Below are 18,720 nucleotides of genomic sequence, written 5' to 3'. Positions count from 1 at the left end.
GTCACCCCTTAAAATTCGAGGCGACAGCTTAGCGCGATTTAGCCTTTCAGATAACGATTCAGTGTGCCATTGATGATTTTTTCCACCTCAGGCTGCTCAGCGTCACCGCCATCACCGACAGCACCGCCAGCGCGGCAGCAGGGGCGAAAACGCTCCAGCCTGCACGTTCGATGTAAGGCATTCCTTCGGCCAGCACGCGCCCCCATTCGGGAACCGGCGGCGGTGCGCCGAGGCCGAGAAAGCCAAGAGAGGCCAGCGCCAGCGCAATGCCCGGCAGCCGCAGCATGGCATGGCGCACCAGAGGGCCTGAAAGAGCAGGCAGCACGTAAAACAGGGTGCGACGCACTGCACCGACGCCCACCACCGGCAGCATTTTCATATAAGGACGTGCCTGAATCTCTGCCACCAGTGCCGCCGTGTGCGCGGCAAGCGGTGCCCAGCTGACGGCGGTCACGGCGATAATAGCGCCGGTTGCGGTCGGCCCGTTCAACGCGGCGACCACCAGCCCGGCGATCACCGGCGGCAGCGCGTTGGTGACTTCGGTGGGGCCGGTCATCGCGCGAGGGAATGCCCCCACGATGACGCCGATCGCCAGACAAATCAGCGAAACCACCAGCGCCTGTAAACAGGTATTCAGCGTTCCGTGGGCGACGCGGGCGAGAAGATCGCGCCCCATGGCATCCGCCCCAAAAGGCAGCCCGAATGACGGCGGCTGTAACCGCACATAGTCAGACGACAGCGGATCGCGTCCGTAACCGGCCAGGACCATCAGCAGCAGAAGGCCCAGACACACCAGCGGGATCCACACCCTTTGCCGGTGCGCGGGGGCGGCCTGCGCGGGCACCGGGACGGCACCGAGCTTCAGGGCGCGGCCAAGCAACAGCCGCCGTGCCCCGCCCGCCAACATGCCGATCACCGAGGCCAGCAGCAGCAGGATCAGCACGCCGGTTTGCAACGCCGGTAAATCTCCGGCGGCAGCGGCGCCCAGCGTGGCGCGCCCGATGCCGGGGATCGCGAACACTTTCTCGACGGCGACCGCGCCGCCGGTGAGTGCCACCAGCACCAGACCGGTTAACGGCATCACGCCCGGCAGCGAACGCAGGATCACTGCGCGCGCCGTATGGCGACGCCTGATCCCCAGCACGCTCCAGGTTGTGATCCAGCTTTCGCCGAACGTGCCGGTCAGCGCATCGGAATAAATACGGCCAAGATAGCCCCCCGCAGGCACCCCGAGCGCCAGCGACGGCAGTACGGCGTAATGCCAGCCCTGCCAGCCGTAAGGCGGAAAAAGTGGCAGCCAGACCGCGCCGGTAATCAGCAACAGCGAAGCCAGTAAAAACTCGGGCATCGCGGTCAGCATCGCGGCCAGAAAACCGGCCGGGCGCGGCGTGCCGCCCTGCAATCCGCGCCTCAGGGTGCCAGCACACAGCAGCAGCGCGATGACCAGCGCCACCAGCGCCGAACAGGCCATCAGCGTCAGCGAAACGCCGGTCGCCCGCAACATGCCGGGTAAAACCGGCAGGCCTGAAATCCACGAAAGCCCTGCATCACCGCGCAGCAGTCCGCCCAGCCAGTGGGCCAGCGCGTGCCACGGCCCCTGATCCAGCCCGAGCGACAAACGGATGGCATTAAGGGTTTCCGCGGTGGCTTCCTGATCGCCGGAGCGTGCGCGCAGCAGCGACAGCGCGGGATCCGTGCCGGAAAGCCACGGCAGCAGGCCGATCAGTACCACGATGGCCGCCAGCGTCAGCAGGCGTGAGATCAGCGGTAACAGCGCTCCGCCGGGCTGGCGCTGACGAAAACGGCTCACCCCCGCGCAGGTGCGGCAATACAAGGACTCGCTCATCAGTCGGCCTGAACCCCGCGCTGCGTGGCGGCGTTAATCAGCGTGCGTTCACGCGGATCGCGCACGGCACCGCGCACATCCGCCGCTTCGCCCTGAATCACGCGTTCGTGCAACATCGGAATGGCGGCATCGGTCGCGAGGATCAGGTTTTCAGCCTGCATGATCGCCTGGCGACGTTCCCCGCCCGCCGGAATAACGGCGGCCTGTTGCAGCGCCTTGTCGATTTCCGGGCGGCAAAGTTGCGCGATGTTGAACGACCCTTTACAGGCAAAATCGCTGTACATATAGGCCACCGGATCACCGGAATCGAGTACCGTTGCCCGCGATAAAATAAAGGCGTCGAATTTACCGGCCAGCGCGTCGGTTTCAATTTGCGAATACTCACGCACAACCTGTCTGACGGTGAAACCTGCCGCCGTCAGCTGTTGCGCCAGGTACACCGCCACTTCCGGCAGTTCAGCGCGATCGCTGAAAGTGGCCAGCGTGATGGTTTCACCGGCCGGTTTGCGGGCGGCGACCGGATAATTCACCGGCTGACGCAGCTGTGCGGCCCAGGGCAACGCCGGGCCGAGTAACCCCTGTGCAACGTCGGCGCGTTTTTCGTAAACGTTATCCACCAGTTGCTGGCGGTTAAGCGCTTCACGCACGGCGGCACGCAGCGCCGGATCCTGCATCACGCCCAGCCGCGTATTGAGATACAACGTATTGGTGCGCGGCATCGGCACTTCGTGAATGAGGTGCTGGTCAAGCAGCGGTGCCTGCGACACCGGAATGGCCTCGACGATGTCCGCCGTGCCGGTGCGCAGGGCCGCGCCGCGAGCGGTGCCGTCCGGCACGAAACTGACGTCGATGCCGCTGGCTTTGGCTTTTTCACCCCAGTATCCGTCGAACCGCTCCAGCCGTGCGCTGCTGGTGCCGTTCACCTGCACCAGTTCGAACGGGCCGGAACCGGTGTGGCGCGGGTCCACCACGCCGCTGGCGCTGTAGGCTTTTTGCGATAACACCGCCAGCTGCGGGCTGGATAAACGCTGTGGCAGAAGCGGATCCGGCTGCGCGGTAGTGACGATCACGGCATGTTCGCCGTCGGCCATGGCGGTCAGTTGCACGCCATCGAGAATGCGTGGTTTAGGCGCGGCGTGTGCGGCGACGGTCAGGGCATTGACCACGGCAGCGGCGTTAAGCACGGTGCCATCGTGGAATTTTACGTCCGGGCGCAACTCAAACCGCCAGCTGTTTTCGCCGGTCTGCTGCCAGCGGGTGGCCAGCGCAGGCCGGGCTTCGCCGAGTTTATCGAGTATCACCAACGTTTCTGCGGTGCTCCAGCGGGAGAGCTTGAACGCGTCGTCGCTCAGCGGTGTCAGGCCGGAGCGCGGCGGCTGTAACATCGCCAGGCGCAGGCGCGCATCGCCGCTTTTTTCGGTGGTTTTATCGGCTTCATTGAAGCAGCCGGTCAGTAAAAGTGCAGCAAAAAGCAGCCCGGCCAGCGGGCTTATGCGTAACAGAGACATCAGAAGTTCCTTGTCAGATTGCAGGAGGAGGCAGCTGGCGGCAGATTCGCCACATCGCCAGAGCGCTTAAAAACGGAACGGCAGCCAGCGCCAGCCACGGGATCACCGCGCCGGGGGAAGGCACCAGCGCATCATCGAGCAGGCCGCCGAGCAGGAAATTTCCCACCAGCACGGCAATGCCGCCCATGGAGGAGAGTGCGCCATAATGGGCGCCGAGATTATGTTGCCCGGCAAAGCGCGGAATGAGATCCATCCCCACCGGCACTATCAGCATCTGCCCGACGGTCAGCAGCGTGATCAGTAACACCGAGGGCAGCAGCCGCAGCCAGCCTTCCGGCGGCACCGTCCAGGCAAACATCGCGACGGCGGCGAAGGCGGTAGACAGCAGCAGAAAACCGGCGGGCAGGATAATCCGTGCGCCAATGCGGCGGGAAAATCGTGCCAGCGGCATTTGCAGAACGATCACCAGAACCGAGGCCAGCACAAACAACGGCCCGAGATCTTGCTCGCTGCCGCCTGAGCGGCGCAATTCTACCGGCAGCGCCAGATACAGCTGGTTATAGCTGAACAGGTAAGCGCTGTAAGCCACAATGAAAGCCACAAACCGCGGCTGACGGAACGTCTGCCACCAGGGCACAATGTTAAGTCCGGCAGCGCGTTGCGGCGCGGCGGGCAGGGTGAAAAACAGCACCACCAGCGCCAGTAAAAACAGCCCCGAACCGGCCAGCGCCACCGGCTGAAAACCATAGCCGGAAAGCAGTGATCCGAGTAACGGGCCGAGCACCGCGCCCAGCTCTGCGCACACCGCCGAAAGCGCGAACCATTCAGCCCGGCTGCGTTTTCCCGCTTTCTCACTGTGCGTTCCGGCCTGTGCCAGCAAGGCTTCGATGGACGGCGAAAACAGCGCGCCGCCGATGCCGGTCAGACAGGCACCGATGATCACCGGCGTCAGCGTGTCGGAAAGCCCGAGCAGCAGATAGCCGGCGATACGCACCACGCAGCCGCACAGAATGACCACCCGCGCGCCGAAACGATCGGACAGCGCGCCGCCGAGTAAAAACATTCCCTGCTGCGAAAACGTTCGCAGGCCGAGCACCAGGCCGATCGCCCAGCCGGAAAGCAACATGTCATCGCGCAGGAAAATGGCTAGAAACGGCACCACCGCGTAAAAGCCGATGTTAAACACCAGATTACTGCCGAGCAGCAACGGAGGCCAGGGTGCGCCAGTGCGCGAAAGTGATCGGGTGAACATCCGGTTATCCATTAACGGTCAAAGGTAAATGTGGGATCGCCTGCAACAGCTGGCGGGTATGCGGGTGGTGCGGAGAATGCAGAATATCCTGTGTGGCGCGGTCTTCAATGATCTGGCCATCATGCATCACCAGCAGGCGTTCACACAGCCCGGCGACCATCGATATATCGTGCGTCACCATCATCAGACCCATGCCATTTTGCTGTGTCACCTGTTGCAGAAGGTGTTTGATTTGCGCGCGCAGCGGCAAATCAAGCCCGCTGACCGGCTCGTCGGCAAGCAAAAATTCAGGGCGGATGGCGAGTGCCCGGGCAATCGCCACACGCTGCGCCTGCCCGCCGGAGAGCGCCCCCGCTTTGCGTTCAAGCAGGGTGTCACTCAGCCCGACCTGCGCCATCACTTCCCGCACCCGCGGCATGACCGGCTCGCCCGCGCCGAGGCGCCTGAGCGGTTGTGCCACAATCTGACCGACGGTGTGATCCGGCGGTAACGAACCTGCCGGATCCTGCGGAATGTATTGAACGCAACGCCGGAAATCGCGCAGCGAGCGGGCAGAACCGGGGCGAACCGGCACGCCGTGACAGAAAACCTCACCGCTGTCCGGTGCTTCCATCGCCAGCATAATTTTCAGTAATGAAGATTTCCCGCAGCCGGAGGCACCCACCAGCCCGACGCGCTCATGGCGGCCAATGCGCAGCGATAAATGCGAAAATAGCGTGTTGCGTTCAACCGGTGCCTGCCTTATGGCACGCCAGAAGGAGCGCGGCAGCGCGATATGACGGCTGACGTTGTGCAGATGCAGAAAAGGCTCAGTCACCAGATGCAGGGGAGAATGCATCAGACCGCCACTCCGCAGGCGGGTACGGCGTGAGAATGCAGTGTCGCGGCCTGTTTCGCGGCGTGAACCAGACGTTGGGTGTAAGGGTGTTGCGGGTGGCGCAGTAACTGCGCCATGGGCGCGGATTCCACCAGCCTGCCGTTTTCCATCACCAGTGCATGCTGACAAAGTTGCGCAGCAACCGCCACGTCGTGAGTGATAAACAGCAGCGCGCGAACCTCGCAGGCGTTGCGCATCACGTCTAAAACCCGTTGCTGGGTCAGCACATCGAGGGCAGTGGTGGGTTCGTCGGCAACCAGCAATGAGGAGGAAGATTGCATCGTCAGCGCGATACATAAGCGCTGGCGCTGGCCGCCGGAAAGCTCCGCCGGATAACGGGCCGAAAAATGCGGAATATCACCCAGCCCGACGGCACCGAGCATGGCGCTGATGTCACTTTCTCTGGCTGCGGGCAGGGCGAGGCGCAACTGTTTTCCCAGCGTCATCAGCGGGTTGAGCGCAGTGGAAGAGTCCTGAAACACCGTTGCTACGCGGCCTGCCAGAGGGCGTGCCACCGGGTGTTTTCCGCAGACTTCCACGTCGTTGACGCGGATGCTGCCGCTGATTTTTGCCCCCGCAGGGGGAACGCCGGTGATACTTTTGGCGGTCAGCGATTTTCCGCAACCGGATGCACCCAGCAGACAAACGCGTTCACCCGCGTTCACGTGAAAGCTGAGATCGTCGATGCGTTTTTCCCCGGCGATCCACAGCGTCAGCCCTTCAACCGCAAGCACCGGTCGGCCATTTTTCATCCTGTCTGCTGTCATTCCCGTCAATCCGTCTTTCGCTGCTGATCATCTGATATGTGATAACATAACAAAATGTATCAATTTGATGCAAAAGGTTTTGTGATTTTCTTTCGTCAGCGGCACTGGCGCATTCTTATGCTCTCCGCCATGTCTTGTGCCACCTCGCGCATCAGCGACTGTTGCGCGCTGACCAGTCCGGCATCGCTTCCCCGCGCCGTTTGCTGATGTTGCGTGCGGCAGGTGAGGAGCTGTTCTTCGGCGGATCCTGCCGCAAAACTCAGCCGCCAGGTGACGGCGATGCTGGCGCGGTTTCCCGGCCAGGCATCGAAACGCTGAACCGCCACGCTGATGCCGACCACCGGTTTATCCTGCGGCGGCGTCAGCCTGCTGATCTCGGTGGTATTAAGCAAACGTTCCAGCTGACCGGTAAGCGCGCTGCGCATTTCGTCCGGCAGCGGCGAGGCCCACAGGGCGTCATCGGACATCACCATTTCGCCGTCGCCTTTGCGCGTGACCAGTTGCGGCTGATTCAGCTGTTCCGGCACTGTCACCGGGTGAATGCGGATCACGAACGGCGCGGCGGCCACGGCGGGCGGTGCGCTGTCGGCGGCGGTCACCAGCGTGTAATAGTGCGGCGGCGTGGAGGAGGCACAACCGCTGAGCAGCAGCAGGGCGCAGGCGGTGTTTACAGCAGCGGTAAGCTTCATGGGTGATCCTTCGGGTCATTCTGTCTGCCGGTCAACAAAGCCTGCGGCTGACGCGTCAGTAAACCGGTCAGTGTGCGCAGGGAATAGAGCGTGCGCTGGAATTCTGCCAGCGTGCTGAAGAGCGGAGAGTCCGCCGCCAGCAGCGCCTGCGCGCCTTTCATCGTTTGATCCAGCTGGCGCAGGGTTTGCGTGGTTTGCGGCAACACCTGGCCGTTTACCTGAATCAGCGTCTGATTGAGATTGCCCAGCGTGGCGTTGAGATTATTGCCTATCGACTCAATGGGCATTTTCGACACTTTGCCGATGATGGTGGCGAGTTGTTCCTGCAAATGGTCGAAACCACCGTTCAGCGTCGGAATGCGCAAAGGGCGGGCATTGAGATCGAAAGGCACCGGCGCGGCACCGGGAACAAAATCGAGCGAAATATACAACTGGCCGGTCAGTAAATTGCCGGTACGCGCCTGTGCCCGCAGGCCATGCTGCACCAGATCGCGCAGGAAAAAGGCGGCCTGTTTATCGCCATCTTTCTGCGGTTTAGGCAGCTTTTGCAGCACACGGCCTAAACGGTTCGGGTAGACCTCGAGCGTGACCACCGAAATAAAGCGTGAGCCAGCCGGTTCGAAATCCAGATCGATCGCCGTCACTTTGCCAAGCTTCACGCTGGAAAACTCCACCGGCGCGCCGGTTTGCATCCCGCGTAAGGACTGCTGAAAACGCAGCTGAAGGATTTGCGGGGTGCCGTCCTGCGGGGCCATCGCCGAAGCCTGATCGTCTGCCAGATGAAAGACGCTGTGGCCGCCGGAGGGGAGAGACGCGCCACTTTCCGGCGGATTGGCAAACGCGATCCCGCCTGCTATCACCGAGGCCAGTGTCTGAGTTTTCAGCTGTAACCCGTCGGAATTCAATGATAAATCGACGCCGCTGGCATTCCAGAAACGGGTGGATGGCGTGACAAAACGGTCGTAGGGGGCATCAATGAAAATATTCACACTCACGCCCTTGCCGTCCGGGCGCAGCGCGTAAGAAGAAACGCGGCCAACCGGTATCCGCCGGTAATAGACCGCCGAGCCGATATCCAGCGAACCCAAATCGTCGGCCACCACTTCAAACTGTTTGCCGGGCATGCCGTTTATCACCGTCGGCGGCGATTCCAGCCCCTGAAAAAGACTGCCGGATTTCTCAGAGGTACCGGTATCGAGACTGATGTAAGCGCCTGACAGCAACGTATCAATGCCTGATATGCCGCCCATACCGACGCGCGGGCGAACCACCCAGAAACGGGTGTCGGCTTTCGCCAGATTTTGAGCATTCTTCATCAGCGACACCGTGACCAGAACGCGCTGGCTGTCAGGGCTTAACACAATAGATTTCACCAGCCCGACGGTAACGTCTTTGTATTTCACTTCGGTTTTACCGGCCTGTAATCCGCTGGCTGTCTGAAAGGTAATGGAGACTTCCGGCCCGGCGGACATCCAGAGCTGGATCAGCAAAAACAGGCCGGTGAACGCGGCGATCCCCGGCACCAGCCAGATAAGCGAAGGACGCCAGCGGCGCGGCAGGATCTCAGGCGGGGGTGAGTCGTGGTCAGTCATTCTTTTTATTTTCCCAAAGCAGACGCGGATCGAACGTCAGTGCGGCCAGCAGAGTGAACATCACCACTGCGCCAAAAAAAACAATGCCGATGCGGGGTTCGGCGGTGCTGAAACCGGGGAACTGCACCAGCGCGGCGATGATCGCCACCACCATGACGTCGAGCATTGACCAGTAACCGACATGTTCCGTCAGGCGGAACAGGCGGGATCGAAAACGCTGACCGCCGGTCTGCGGCCTTTTAACCGCGATCAGCAGCCCGCCGAAGATCAGGAATTTGGCGCAGGGCACAACGACGCTGGCGACAAAAATGATCGCCGCGGTGGCGTAATCACCGGAATTCCAGAATCCTGAGATTCCGCCAAGAATCGTGCTCTCCCCGCCGTGACCGGCAAAGCTGTTGTACATCACCGGCAAAAGATTGGCGGGCAGGTACAGCAGCAGACCGGTCAGCAGCAGCGCCCAGGTTTGCGACAGACTCTCCGGGTGACGGGGATGCAGCGGCGTGTTGCAGCGCGGGCAGGGCAGATCCTGCACCGCCAGCACATGCTCACACACCAGCCCGCAGACAGGGCAGCGCACCAGACCCGCAGATAACGCCTGTCTGACCGGCTTCATCCGCGCTTCTCTTTCAGGGTTTTCAGTCTCCACAGCGAATGAAAATCCTGATGATTGATTACCGGGAGTATCAGGCATAACCCGAGCAGCGCCCAGGTGCCGGGGCCGGTGGTGATGTGCACCAGCCCGGAGAGTTTGATGGCGGCGATCAGAATGCTGAGCAGCGCCACTTCCGCCATGCTCCACGGCGCAAGCCCGGCCAGTAAACGCATGACGGGCGCGAAGGCCGGTGCGGTTTTATTCCGGCAGGCATGCCACAGCACCCAGCCCAGCAGCAGGATTTGCAGGCACGGACAAACGATAATCAGCAACGCCAGCGGAATAGCCAGCGGCGAGGCGTAACTGTGCGCCAGCGCCATCGTGGTTTCCGCTAAGGTCGTCGCCTGCGACTGACCGTGAAACTGGATTTCCAGCACCGGAAACAGATTGGCGATGATAAAAAACACCGCCGCCGTCACCGTTAATGCCAGCCACTGTTCCAGACTCAGCCAGCTTCCCCGGTACAGCACAGCATGGCAGCGCTGACACCGCGCGGCCTCGCCGGACCGTGCGGATTGTCGGGTATACAGGCTGTCGCAGTGTTTGCAAATGACCTGCTGCGGGTAGATTTTCATTCTGCGTCCCGTTTATTTCAGCTGTTCTTGCAGCTGTTCGGCGCCAATGTCGAGGCCGGTTTCAGCCGCGCTCAGCGCACCCCAGCTCGCGCCGATGTTCAGCGAGTTCGGATACTGTTTGGCGATGTAAGCGCTGAGCAGTTGTTCAGACGTCGCATCGTAAATTTCCACCGCGTAACTCACCGAGCCGGTGAACGAGCCCTGTTTACCCCGGACGGACTGGACGATGTTGTACGGCCCGCCCATCAGATCGAAACGGGAGAACGTACCCAGCACCGGCGTGGTGGTTTCGGCGCCGGTCAGCGTCAGGCGGATGCGCAAGGTGCCGGGCGTCTTTGTCTGCGTCAGCGGGAAATGCTGACCGACACTTTTGCCAAATGCCTGGTGCATATAGTCCGCCAGCGCCTGCTTCTGTTCGGCGGAAACATCATCAAACTGGGCATCCGGCCCCTGATAAATCACCACCGGATCGAGGATCGCCCTTGAGTATTTATTCCAGTCCGTCGGGATGCTGTAACGGTATGAAATGTGGCCGGATTCATCCTGCGTATCAGGTTTCATCCGGGAGGAAGAGGTGACCCCGGTGTAGGGCACAGGCTGGGTGCTCGCGCACCCGGTGAGAAAAGCTAAAGAAATCAAGGCTGCCAAAGAATAGCCGTTCGTTAACGCAGACATTCGTCTTACCTTCTGTCAGGAGTCGCAGCGGGACGTCGGTTTGTTTTTACATCAAAACCGTACGGTACGGTATATTTATGAGGTAAGACTTTTCGTCTGTCAAGAAAATGTACACCCCGGTTCAGTTATGCACGGATTTCCACGCAGGCTGTGTTAAATCACTTGAAAGAAAATGTTTATTTGTGTAAATAAAAGCGTCAGGCGTAATTGATAATAATTTTCATTCAACTTGATTTACTTATCCTGGGAAACTGAACTTCATGGCTGCACACACTCTTACCCTGCGCTCGCTGGCCTGCGCGCTGTCGTTCGCGACGCTGAGCCTCAGTGCTTCTGCTCTGGCAGAAATCAAAACCATTACCGACGTCATCGGGCGTCAGGTAAAAGTCGATCTCCCCGCCAAACGCGTGGTGGTGGGTTTTTATTTTGAAGATTACATGTCCGTCGGCGGCGAAAAGGCCTACGACTCGGTTGTCGGGATTTCACGCGAAGCGTGGGAAGGCTGGGTGCCGGCAAACTGGCAGATGCACGTTGCACACCGTCCGTCGCTGAAAGACATCCCTGACGTGGGCGAAGTTGAAGCGCAGAGTTTCTCGGTAGAAAAAGTGCTGAGCCTGAACCCGGATTTGCTGGTGCTGGCCGACTGGCAGTTTAAAGCGCTGGGCGCCGACGTGGCGCGCATCGAAAAGCAGGGCATTCCGGTGGTGGTCATCGATTACAACGCGCAAACCGTTGAACGCCATGTGGCCTCAACCCGCGTACTGGGCACGCTGACCGGACAGGAAGCGCGCGCCGGTGAAATGGCGGATTTGTATGCCTCTTCCCTGAAAGAGGTGGCCGATCGCATCGCCGCCTCCGGTAAACCTAAGCCGAAAGTGTATGTGGAATTCGGGAACAAAGGGCCGGAAGAGTATTCGTTCACCTACGGCAAAAATATGTGGGGCGCGATGGCTACCGTGGCGGGCGGCGACAACATTGCTGCGCCGTTTGTTGAGTGGTGGGGGCCGATCAACCCGGAGCAGGTGCTGGCGTCAAAACCGGATGTGATCTTCATTTCAGGGCGTGAAAACAATAAAAATCCGTCAGCCCTGCCGATGGGCGTGGGCATCAGCAAAGCCGAAGCGCGTGAGAAGCTGAAAGGCTTTGAAAACCGTCGTGGCTGGGCTGAATTACCGGCAATCAAAAACGGCCAGTTGTACGGCGTTTATCAGGGCGCGTCCCGCACCCTCTCTGATTTCGCGATGGTGCAGTACATGGCGAAACAGCTCTATCCGGCACAGTTCAAAGATATGGATCCGCTGGCGAACTACCTGAACTTCTACAAAAAATATCTTCCTGTCACCCCGCAAGGCACGTTTGTGGTCGGCCTGAAAGACTGATCCTGAGGGGGTGTGATACCGGGGCGCTGCCACTGAGCAGCGCTTCTTGCGTTTTCTGACAGGGGATTTTGATGACCATTTCCACCGGACGGAGCGAAGCGATTTCCGCTCACCGCGCGCGTGAACGTAAACGCTGGCGCTACGTTCTGCTTTTTGTGCTGTTAACCGCCGTCAGCCTGGTGTTTGATATTGCCACCGGCCCGTCGATGTTGTCGCCTTCCGAAGTCATCCGCTCGCTGACCGGCATTGGCGAACGGGCAGCGATGACAGATGCCATCGTGCGTGAATTCCGTTTGCCGATGGCGCTGATGGCGTTAGTGGTCGGTGCGGCTTTAGGCGCGGGCGGCGCGCAGATGCAGACACTGCTCAACAATCCGATGGCCAGCCCGTACACGCTCGGCATGGCCGCTGCGGCCGGGTTTGGCGCGGCACTGAGCCTGGCATTTGGCGGTTTCGGGCTGAACCCGATGATTTCCGTGCCGATTGGCGCGTTTATCTTTTCGATGATCGCCGCGCTGTTTCTGTTCATGCTGGCGTCGATGCGCACGGTCAGAACCGAAACCATCATTCTCGGCGGTATTGCCCTGCTGTTTTTGTTCCAGTCACTGTTGTCGCTGATTCAGTTTTTGTCGTCGCCCGAGCTTTCGCAGCAGATCTTATTCTGGTTGTTCGGCAGCCTGACCAAAGCTACATGGCCGACGCTGGCGCTGACCGCGGTCACCACCCTGGTGTGCTGCCTGTTGCTGATGGCGGATTCGTGGAAACTGGCGGCGCTGCGCATGGGTGAAATGCGCGCGCTGAGTCTGGGCGTTAACGTCCGGCGGCTGCGGATGAAAATCCTGATCATCGTGGCGGTGATGACCGCAACGGCGACCAGTTTTGTGGGGGTGATAGGCTTTATCGGGCTGGTCGCGCCGCACATCGCCCGCATGATGGTGGGCGAGGATCAGCGCTTCTCAATGCCGATGTCGGTGCTCGCCGGGGCGCTGATGCTCTCGGCGGCATCGGTGTTGTCGAAGTCGATTGTGCCGGGGGCGTTATTCCCCGTGGGTATCGTGACGGCGATTGTCGGCGTGCCGTTCCTGTTGTGGCTTATCTTCGCACCGCGCAGGAGAACCCTATGATGTGGCTCGACAATGTGAATATTCACCGGCAGGGACGCACGATCATTGGCGGGGTCAGCACGCATCTGGAAGCCGGTAAAATCCATGTGATCATTGGCCCGAACGGCACCGGTAAAACCACGCTGCTCAACGCCATGTTTGGCGAACTGGCGCTGGCGGAAGGGCAGATCCGCTGCGGCGAACGCACACTCTCGCCCGGCAAGGTGCGGGGGAAATCGCTGCACGGCTGGCGTGATGCGATAGCTTATCTTCCTCAGGACACCACCGCCGATATCGACCTGACGGTGCTGGAAGTGGTGGTGCTCGGGCGGCTCGGCAAACTGGCGCTGCACATTGATGATGAAACGCTCGACGCCGCGATGCAGCGGCTGGAGCAGGCGGGCATCGCGCATCTTGCCGGGCGTGAAATCGCCTCGCTGAGCGGCGGGCAGCGGCAGATGGCGCTGTTTGCCCAGGTGATGATGCGTGAACCTGACGTTATGCTGCTGGACGAGCCGGTCAGCGCGCTGGATCTGAAACATCAGATGTCGTTGCTCAATCTGGTGCGTCGCGAAACCCGTGCGCGTGGCTGGGTGACGGTGATTGTGCTGCACGATCTCAATCTGGCCTGCCAGTATGCCGATAATTTACTGGTGGTCGCGCAGGGGAAAATTCAGGCCGCAGGTAAACCGCGTGACGTCGTGACGGCAGAGCTTATCGCGAATACCTACGGCGTGGAGGTGGAAGTCTTGCAGGATCGCGCAGGAAATCCGCTGATCCAGCCGGTCAGCGGCGGGTAAAAGACATCAGACAGGGGCGGGGCAAACGCCTCTGTCTGACATTCGCCACAATTTACTTCATCACCTGCGTCATGATGTCAGTGACCTGTTGCATCGCCGGACCGGCGTCTTTCACGCCTGATACTTCCTGCCTGATCACCCAGTCGGCCTGAATCTCCCGATAACGCGTCACCTGTTGCCAGTGCGCCACTTCGCTGTGTCGCAGAACGCGTACCTTCGCCCCCTGTTTTCGCAGCGCTTCGAGCTGCGTTTCAAAACGTTCTGGTTTATCCACAGCAGATACACATGGCCGAGTGACAGCTCTTTTGAAATCAGTACATAGGCTGCTATTTAACATCTTGAAAGATAGCCTTGGGCACAAAACAACTCAGTTTTTTTAAAGGTTTCCAGAATTATTATAATATTTTTCTATTTCGCCGTTTACTTTTTTAATTCTTCTTTGAGATGGGATTACCTGACAGAAAAATATTCCATAAAAACCAATCAAACATCCAAAAATTACAAACAAAGGAGTTTGTATAGGTGGTATGGAAAATATTAGTGGAATACAAATCATATAAAACCCAAACATAAGTGCAATTGCACCAATGATCCTGAAGAACCATCTAAAAAACTTGTCAACTTTTGAAAGCCTGACAATCACTCGATCTTGTTCATTGATGAACATATAGGTATTAACAGTCTTAAAAAAAACCATAGGCAGTTCATTTTCAACTAAAATTAACGTTGTATGTTTTTGTATTCTCTCCGATGAAATACCCGTTAATTGATGCTTTCTTAATCTGTTTATTTCTCTGTTTAATATTGCTTTTTCATGCTCACAGGTGCTTTCTGTGAGACATTTTTTCAATGTGGATATTCTTCTTCCAGATATGTAATCTTTAAACTCAAGGAGATTTTTAGGAGTTACACCCAGTTTCATCATACTTGTGACAAAGATTAATACTATAAATGCATAAGCGAAGAAGCCCGTTGTGTAATACTTTTCGATGAAACCTGCGGGAATGTTAGACAAAATATCCATAGCGTAGTCCATGATGAGGGATAATGTATTTTAAAACTATTAACGATGAAACATCAATCCCTTTAGTTGAAATCATTTGATTGAAAGTATTTAAATAACAGTAAGGAAGTGATTATTGTTATTAGTGATTACCCAAGCCCACTTATTACAAACATCTATCTATGATAACGAGTTTAGATAATTTACGAGCTCAGTTCTTGTGTCAGACAGTGGGGTTATCCTCTGTCTGACATTCGCCACAATTTACTTCATCACCTGCGTCATGATGTCAGTGACCTGTTGCATCGCCGGACCGGCGTCTTTCACGCCTGATACTTCCTGCCTGATCACCCAGTCGGCCTGAATCTCCCGATAACGCGTCACCTGTTGCCAGTGCGCCACTTCGCTGTGTTGCAGAACGCGTACCTTCGCCCCCTGTTTTCGCAGCGCTTCGAGCTGCGTTTCAAAGTGACTGTCCATCACTGAGCCGGCAGTTTGGTACGCGGTGTGGGCGGCACGGGTGATGGCGTCTTTATCTTCCTGCGCCAGTCCGTTCCAGACGTTCTGGTTCATCACCAGCAGATACACATGGCCGAGCCACAGCTCTTTTGAGACTAAAACGTCCGGCGCCATCTGGTGAATGTTGAGATCATAACCGCTGTCGACGTTGACCATAATGCCGTCCAGCGCGCCGGTCTTAAAGGCGTTAACCGTCTGTGCGCCCCACGGCATGGTCACCGGTTTTGCGCCCGCATTGCGCAGGAAATCCTGATGCCAGAAACTGGCTGAACGCCACGTGGTGCCGGTGATGTCTTCCAGATTTTTCAGCGGATGCGTGCTGAAAAATGCCACCGGATAGCCGGTCGCAGAGAAGAGGTTCACCACATTTTCTTTTTTAAGTTCCGCGCTGAAGGCGGGGATTTCAGCAAACACGCGGCGGAAAAACGCGATCTGCTGAGCGCCCGAAGGTCCGACCGGAAAGCTTTTAAATATCTGATGCAGCGGTAACTGTTTAGCGGCATATTCCGGCACCACAATGCCGATATCAGCCGTTTTACCTTCGCCGACGGTGCGCAGCGCGTCGTAACCGGTGGAGAGTTCACCGCCCCAATGGGCTTCAATTTTCAGGCGACCCTGAGATTCTTTTTCTATCGCCGGAAAAAGTACGTCTTCAATAAAGCGGGTACGCATCGCGCCCGCCGGTTCGTGATCGGTATAGCGCAGGGTCGTGGTCGCCGAAACCGTGAGGGGTAACAGCAGCAGGGCGAGGGCCAGCGCGACGGGTTTTCTGATTAATTCCATGTAATCTCTCAAGGTAAAAAAGGAAAACGACTATTCTGACGTTTCAGCATTGGGCGAAACGTGCGCGCCGACAGGTTTCATACGGATAACAAAAAAGGCGCCATGTATGCACATGACGCCCCTGATTTTTACTGTGTGGAATTATCGTTTAGAAATCGACGTTAACGCCCAGCTGGAAGTTACGGCCTGGCATCACGGCCAGCGCTTTGTTGTAAGCATCCTGATTGGTGGTGTCTGTCAGCGTACGGCTGCTCAGGTAATCCCAGTATTTACGGTCGGTGAGGTTGTACACGCCACCGTTGATTTTCACGTTCTTCGCCACCTGCCAGTACGCCGTCGCATCTACCATGCCGTAGCCCGGCACGTTCATGTAATCCACCGTGGAATCGGCGATTGGTGTGCCGCTGTTGGTGTAGCTCTGACGGTTAGTGGATTCGGCTTTTTTGCCTTTCACGAAGGTCGCCGTCAGCGCGGTGCCGTACATGCCGGACGGATCGTCCCACGCCACGCCTGCCACCAGTTTCATTGGCGGAACGCTGTCGAGATCGACGTATTTGTCGCCCGCATAGCTGGACTTGGACTGACCCTTCGCGTAACCCAGGGCGAAGGTGGTGCTCAGGCCATTCACATCGCTGAACCAGGTGCCGTAGTCAATTTTGGTGCTCAGCTCGCCGCCGTAGATGTACGCTTTATCGCGGTTTTCAGCCTGATAAATCGTATAAATGTTGGAGGGCACGTTGGTGAACATGTTGCCGTTGGCCGCGCGGGTGTAGCGGGTGTTGGCGATGAAGTTCTTGTAGGTGTTGTAGAACACGGAGGTTTTGAAGCTCACGCCTTGCGTGGCTTCCCCTTTCACGCCCCACTCAAAGTTGTTGCTGGTTTCGGTTTTCAGATCGGTATTACCGATCAGCGCATACTGCGCAGCGCCCGCGTAAGACGAGCCGAGGTTCCATGAGCCGTAAAGCTGGCTGGCATCCGGGAACTGTGCGCCGCGTTTGTATTGCAGATAGGTCATCAGTTTTGGCGTCAGATCATAAGTGAACGCCAGAGAAGGCAGAACCTGTGTGTCCGTATTGGCTTTGCCGTACAGGGTGGAGACGGAATCTTCCGACACCACATTGTTGGACAGGTCAGACAGGTCTGTCGATTTGGTGTTCTGATACGCCACGCGCACCGCAGGGATCACCGAGAAGTTATGGCCATCGAGGTCAAACTTCATGGTGTCTTGCAGGAAGCCGCCCAGAATGTAGCTGCGGCTGTTGGCTTCCGGCTGCATGGTGGTGGTGTAAATGCTCTGCTCAGGGCTTTCGCGGAACGGGCGTTCGGTGTTGGATACGCGACCGTTGATCCCGGCGCTCAGCTCATGGCGGCCAAGGGTTTTCAGCCAGCTGGTTTCCGCACCGTAGGTGTTGACGTCATAGTTGGAATAGACGTTCATCATCTGCTTGCTGGCGTTCGGCATGTAAGTGTTGTCGTGCGCCTGCGTGTACTGGTAATAGACTTTGGAAACCACGGCGTCAGCGAAATCGTTAAACGGCGTCCATTCGTCTTTCAGGCTCACGCCCCAGCGGCGGGTGTTACTTTGCTGCTGTGCGGTGCCGAGCACGGCGCTGCCTGCGCTGTTCCACGCATCGTAATGGGTGTGGTTTACTTTTTCGTAGTAATCCAGCGTACCGGTGAATTTGTGTTCATCGTTTGGCTGCCAGATCCCGGAGGTCATAATCGCATTGGAGTGCCAGTTGGCCGGATACGCGTCATGCGTATCGCTGTTGTTACGGGTTTCCTGACCGTCACGACGGCTGATCGCCACCAGCCCACGCAGTTCCTGGTCACCGGCGGCGGCAGTGATGCCGTTGTGCCATGAGCGATCGGAGGAGCTGTAATCTGACTGGTAACCGAAGTAGGTTTCTTTGCCCGGACGCAGATAATCGTCTGCGGATTTAGGCAGGAAGGAGACAGCACCGCCGATGGAGGTGTTGGCGCGCTCAGCCGAGGTGGCACCGGATTCAATATCCACCTGACCGTACATGTACGGATCGATGTAGTCACGGCCAATGCCGAACGTACCCAGACCGGCGCGGCTGGCGTAGGCGCGGCCAGTGGCGCTGGGCTGCGGAATGCCGTCGACGTCGATGCTCACGCGGTTGCTTTCCAGACCACGAATGTTGTAGCCGGTGTAGCCGGCGCGGTCAAAGCCGCTTTTGCCGTTACCGGAACCGCCGCTGGAACCCGTTGCGCTGATCAGCGGTTCATAACGCATGATCGTACCGAAATCTTTACCGCCTTTTTTCTGCATGTCGGCGGCGGTGAGGGTGGTTTTCGAGCCCGGTTTTTTATCCGGCAGCGTCTCGGTAACCGTCATGACTTCTTCGTTGCTCTGCGCCAAATCCTGCGCGGTACGCACAGGTTTCTTCTTGGTCACTTCAGAAGAGGTCTGGTTTTGTGCCAGATCGGTGGTGTCTTTTACGGCTTCCGCTGCGTGTACGTTAAAAGTGGTGGTGAGAATCGTCCCCATAAAAACGACGTTTTTCACCAAACCCTGCTGTGAAAAGGATTTGAACATGTGTTTTTAGTCCTGCACTGATTTTTTAAGTTCTGCTCAACAAAACTGCCCTGCAAATTCTAAGACGCACTGGTGATTCTCTTCCTGAGAAAGCCTTTGTCCTTATAAAATATGGGTTTATTTTTTGCGATACC

Annotated in this window: 17 protein-coding genes; 3 read left to right on the top strand and 14 right to left on the bottom strand. The window is 58.0% G+C overall.

Going from position 1 to position 18,720, the window contains the following annotated elements; all coding sequences use genetic code 11:
* Positions 1–58: 58 nt before the first annotated feature.
* The 10 genes from ACQZQY_RS24020 to ACQZQY_RS23975 form a co-directional block, all read right to left on the bottom strand.
* On the bottom strand, positions 59–1,846 hold the full coding sequence (locus ACQZQY_RS24020) for an ABC transporter permease subunit (protein ID WP_431297406.1): 1,788 nt from the start codon (positions 1,844–1,846) through the stop codon (positions 59–61).
* Entirely contained in the window at positions 1,846–3,354 is a 1,509-nt protein-coding gene (locus ACQZQY_RS24015) for an ABC transporter substrate-binding protein (RefSeq protein ID WP_431297405.1), read from the bottom strand. Before ACQZQY_RS24015 ends, ACQZQY_RS24020 begins: the two co-directional genes overlap by 1 nt.
* 13 nt (positions 3,355–3,367) lie before the next feature.
* Positions 3,368–4,606 carry an MFS transporter gene (locus tag ACQZQY_RS24010; protein WP_431297404.1) on the bottom strand — a complete coding sequence of 413 codons (1,239 nt, stop codon included), beginning with the start codon at positions 4,604–4,606 and terminating at the stop codon, positions 3,368–3,370.
* Positions 4,607–4,610: 4 nt separating this feature from the next.
* Entirely contained in the window at positions 4,611–5,444 is an 834-nt protein-coding gene (locus ACQZQY_RS24005; protein ID WP_431297403.1) for an ABC transporter ATP-binding protein, read from the bottom strand.
* On the bottom strand, positions 5,444–6,235 hold the full coding sequence (locus ACQZQY_RS24000) for an ATP-binding cassette domain-containing protein (protein ID WP_431297402.1): 792 nt from the start codon (positions 6,233–6,235) through the stop codon (positions 5,444–5,446). Before ACQZQY_RS24000 ends, ACQZQY_RS24005 begins: the two co-directional genes overlap by 1 nt.
* A gap of 110 nt (positions 6,236–6,345) precedes the next feature.
* Positions 6,346–6,939, bottom strand: a complete 594-nt coding sequence (locus ACQZQY_RS23995; protein ID WP_431297401.1) for a PqiC family protein — start codon at positions 6,937–6,939, stop codon at positions 6,346–6,348.
* On the bottom strand, positions 6,936–8,531 hold the full coding sequence (locus ACQZQY_RS23990; protein ID WP_431297400.1) for an intermembrane transport protein PqiB: 1,596 nt from the start codon (positions 8,529–8,531) through the stop codon (positions 6,936–6,938). Before ACQZQY_RS23990 ends, ACQZQY_RS23995 begins: the two co-directional genes overlap by 4 nt.
* Entirely contained in the window at positions 8,524–9,147 is a 624-nt protein-coding gene (locus ACQZQY_RS23985) for a paraquat-inducible protein A (protein WP_431297399.1), read from the bottom strand. Before ACQZQY_RS23985 ends, ACQZQY_RS23990 begins: the two co-directional genes overlap by 8 nt.
* Positions 9,144–9,761, bottom strand: a complete 618-nt coding sequence (locus tag ACQZQY_RS23980) for a paraquat-inducible protein A (RefSeq protein WP_431297398.1) — start codon at positions 9,759–9,761, stop codon at positions 9,144–9,146. The genes ACQZQY_RS23985 and ACQZQY_RS23980 overlap by 4 nt, the downstream gene beginning before the upstream one ends.
* Positions 9,762–9,773: 12 nt before the next feature.
* The gene (locus tag ACQZQY_RS23975; protein ID WP_431297397.1) at positions 9,774–10,436 is read right to left on the bottom strand and encodes a DUF3313 domain-containing protein; all 663 of its coding nucleotides are present in this window, start codon (positions 10,434–10,436) and stop codon (positions 9,774–9,776) included.
* A 260-nt stretch (positions 10,437–10,696) separates the two neighbouring features.
* Between ACQZQY_RS23975 and ACQZQY_RS23970 the strand changes: the two genes are divergently transcribed.
* The 3 genes from ACQZQY_RS23970 (at position 10,697) to ACQZQY_RS23960 (ending at position 13,718) form a co-directional block, all read left to right on the top strand.
* Positions 10,697–11,815 (top strand): ABC transporter substrate-binding protein, encoded by a 1,119-nt coding sequence (locus ACQZQY_RS23970; RefSeq protein WP_056779590.1) that lies wholly within the window; start codon positions 10,697–10,699, stop codon positions 11,813–11,815.
* Between the two features lie 71 nt (positions 11,816–11,886).
* Positions 11,887–12,939 (top strand): FecCD family ABC transporter permease, encoded by a 1,053-nt coding sequence (locus tag ACQZQY_RS23965; protein ID WP_056779587.1) that lies wholly within the window; start codon positions 11,887–11,889, stop codon positions 12,937–12,939.
* A complete protein-coding gene (locus ACQZQY_RS23960) occupies positions 12,936–13,718 on the top strand; it encodes an ABC transporter ATP-binding protein (RefSeq protein ID WP_431297396.1) in 783 nt (260 codons plus the stop codon). Before ACQZQY_RS23965 ends, ACQZQY_RS23960 begins: the two co-directional genes overlap by 4 nt.
* A 52-nt stretch (positions 13,719–13,770) precedes the next feature.
* Here the strand turns inward: ACQZQY_RS23960 and ACQZQY_RS23955 are convergent, their stop codons facing one another.
* From ACQZQY_RS23955 to ACQZQY_RS23940, 4 genes are all read right to left on the bottom strand, one after another.
* On the bottom strand, positions 13,771–13,992 hold the full coding sequence (locus ACQZQY_RS23955) for a hypothetical protein (RefSeq protein WP_431297395.1): 222 nt from the start codon (positions 13,990–13,992) through the stop codon (positions 13,771–13,773).
* A gap of 102 nt (positions 13,993–14,094) precedes the next feature.
* Complete coding sequence (locus ACQZQY_RS23950) at positions 14,095–14,742, bottom strand: hypothetical protein (RefSeq protein WP_431297394.1); 648 nt, start codon at positions 14,740–14,742, stop codon at positions 14,095–14,097.
* A 243-nt stretch (positions 14,743–14,985) separates the two neighbouring features.
* Positions 14,986–16,023, bottom strand: coding sequence for a TRAP transporter substrate-binding protein DctP (dctP, locus tag ACQZQY_RS23945; protein ID WP_431297393.1), 1,038 nt, complete (start codon positions 16,021–16,023; stop codon positions 14,986–14,988).
* A gap of 148 nt (positions 16,024–16,171) precedes the next feature.
* On the bottom strand, positions 16,172–18,586 hold the full coding sequence (locus ACQZQY_RS23940) for a TonB-dependent receptor domain-containing protein (RefSeq protein WP_431297392.1): 2,415 nt from the start codon (positions 18,584–18,586) through the stop codon (positions 16,172–16,174).
* Positions 18,587–18,720: the final 134 nt, after the last annotated feature.

It is taken from the genome of Rahnella sp. PAMC25559 (assembly GCF_050632365.1).
GTDB lineage: Bacteria > Pseudomonadota > Gammaproteobacteria > Enterobacterales > Enterobacteriaceae > Rahnella > Rahnella rivi.
This window is presented reverse-complemented; position numbering and strand designations above follow the sequence as displayed.

Coding starts and splice junctions, on each gene's coding strand:
- ACQZQY_RS24020 (WP_431297406.1), bottom strand. CDS start 1,846: ATGAGCGAGTCCTTGTATTGCCGCACCTGCGCGGGGGTGAGCCGTTTT.
- ACQZQY_RS24015 (WP_431297405.1), bottom strand. CDS start 3,354: ATGTCTCTGTTACGCATAAGCCCGCTGGCCGGGCTGCTTTTTGCTGCA.
- ACQZQY_RS24010 (WP_431297404.1), bottom strand. CDS start 4,606: ATGTTCACCCGATCACTTTCGCGCACTGGCGCACCCTGGCCTCCGTTG.
- ACQZQY_RS24005 (WP_431297403.1), bottom strand. CDS start 5,444: ATGCATTCTCCCCTGCATCTGGTGACTGAGCCTTTTCTGCATCTGCAC.
- ACQZQY_RS24000 (WP_431297402.1), bottom strand. CDS start 6,235: ATGAAAAATGGCCGACCGGTGCTTGCGGTTGAAGGGCTGACGCTGTGG.
- ACQZQY_RS23995 (WP_431297401.1), bottom strand. CDS start 6,939: ATGAAGCTTACCGCTGCTGTAAACACCGCCTGCGCCCTGCTGCTGCTC.
- ACQZQY_RS23990 (WP_431297400.1), bottom strand. CDS start 8,531: ATGACTGACCACGACTCACCCCCGCCTGAGATCCTGCCGCGCCGCTGG.
- ACQZQY_RS23985 (WP_431297399.1), bottom strand. CDS start 9,147: ATGAAGCCGGTCAGACAGGCGTTATCTGCGGGTCTGGTGCGCTGCCCT.
- ACQZQY_RS23980 (WP_431297398.1), bottom strand. CDS start 9,761: ATGAAAATCTACCCGCAGCAGGTCATTTGCAAACACTGCGACAGCCTG.
- ACQZQY_RS23975 (WP_431297397.1), bottom strand. CDS start 10,436: ATGTCTGCGTTAACGAACGGCTATTCTTTGGCAGCCTTGATTTCTTTA.
- ACQZQY_RS23970 (WP_056779590.1), top strand. CDS start 10,697: ATGGCTGCACACACTCTTACCCTGCGCTCGCTGGCCTGCGCGCTGTCG.
- ACQZQY_RS23965 (WP_056779587.1), top strand. CDS start 11,887: ATGACCATTTCCACCGGACGGAGCGAAGCGATTTCCGCTCACCGCGCG.
- ACQZQY_RS23960 (WP_431297396.1), top strand. CDS start 12,936: ATGATGTGGCTCGACAATGTGAATATTCACCGGCAGGGACGCACGATC.
- ACQZQY_RS23950 (WP_431297394.1), bottom strand. CDS start 14,742: ATGGATATTTTGTCTAACATTCCCGCAGGTTTCATCGAAAAGTATTAC.
- dctP (WP_431297393.1), bottom strand. CDS start 16,023: ATGGAATTAATCAGAAAACCCGTCGCGCTGGCCCTCGCCCTGCTGCTG.
- ACQZQY_RS23940 (WP_431297392.1), bottom strand. CDS start 18,586: ATGTTCAAATCCTTTTCACAGCAGGGTTTGGTGAAAAACGTCGTTTTT.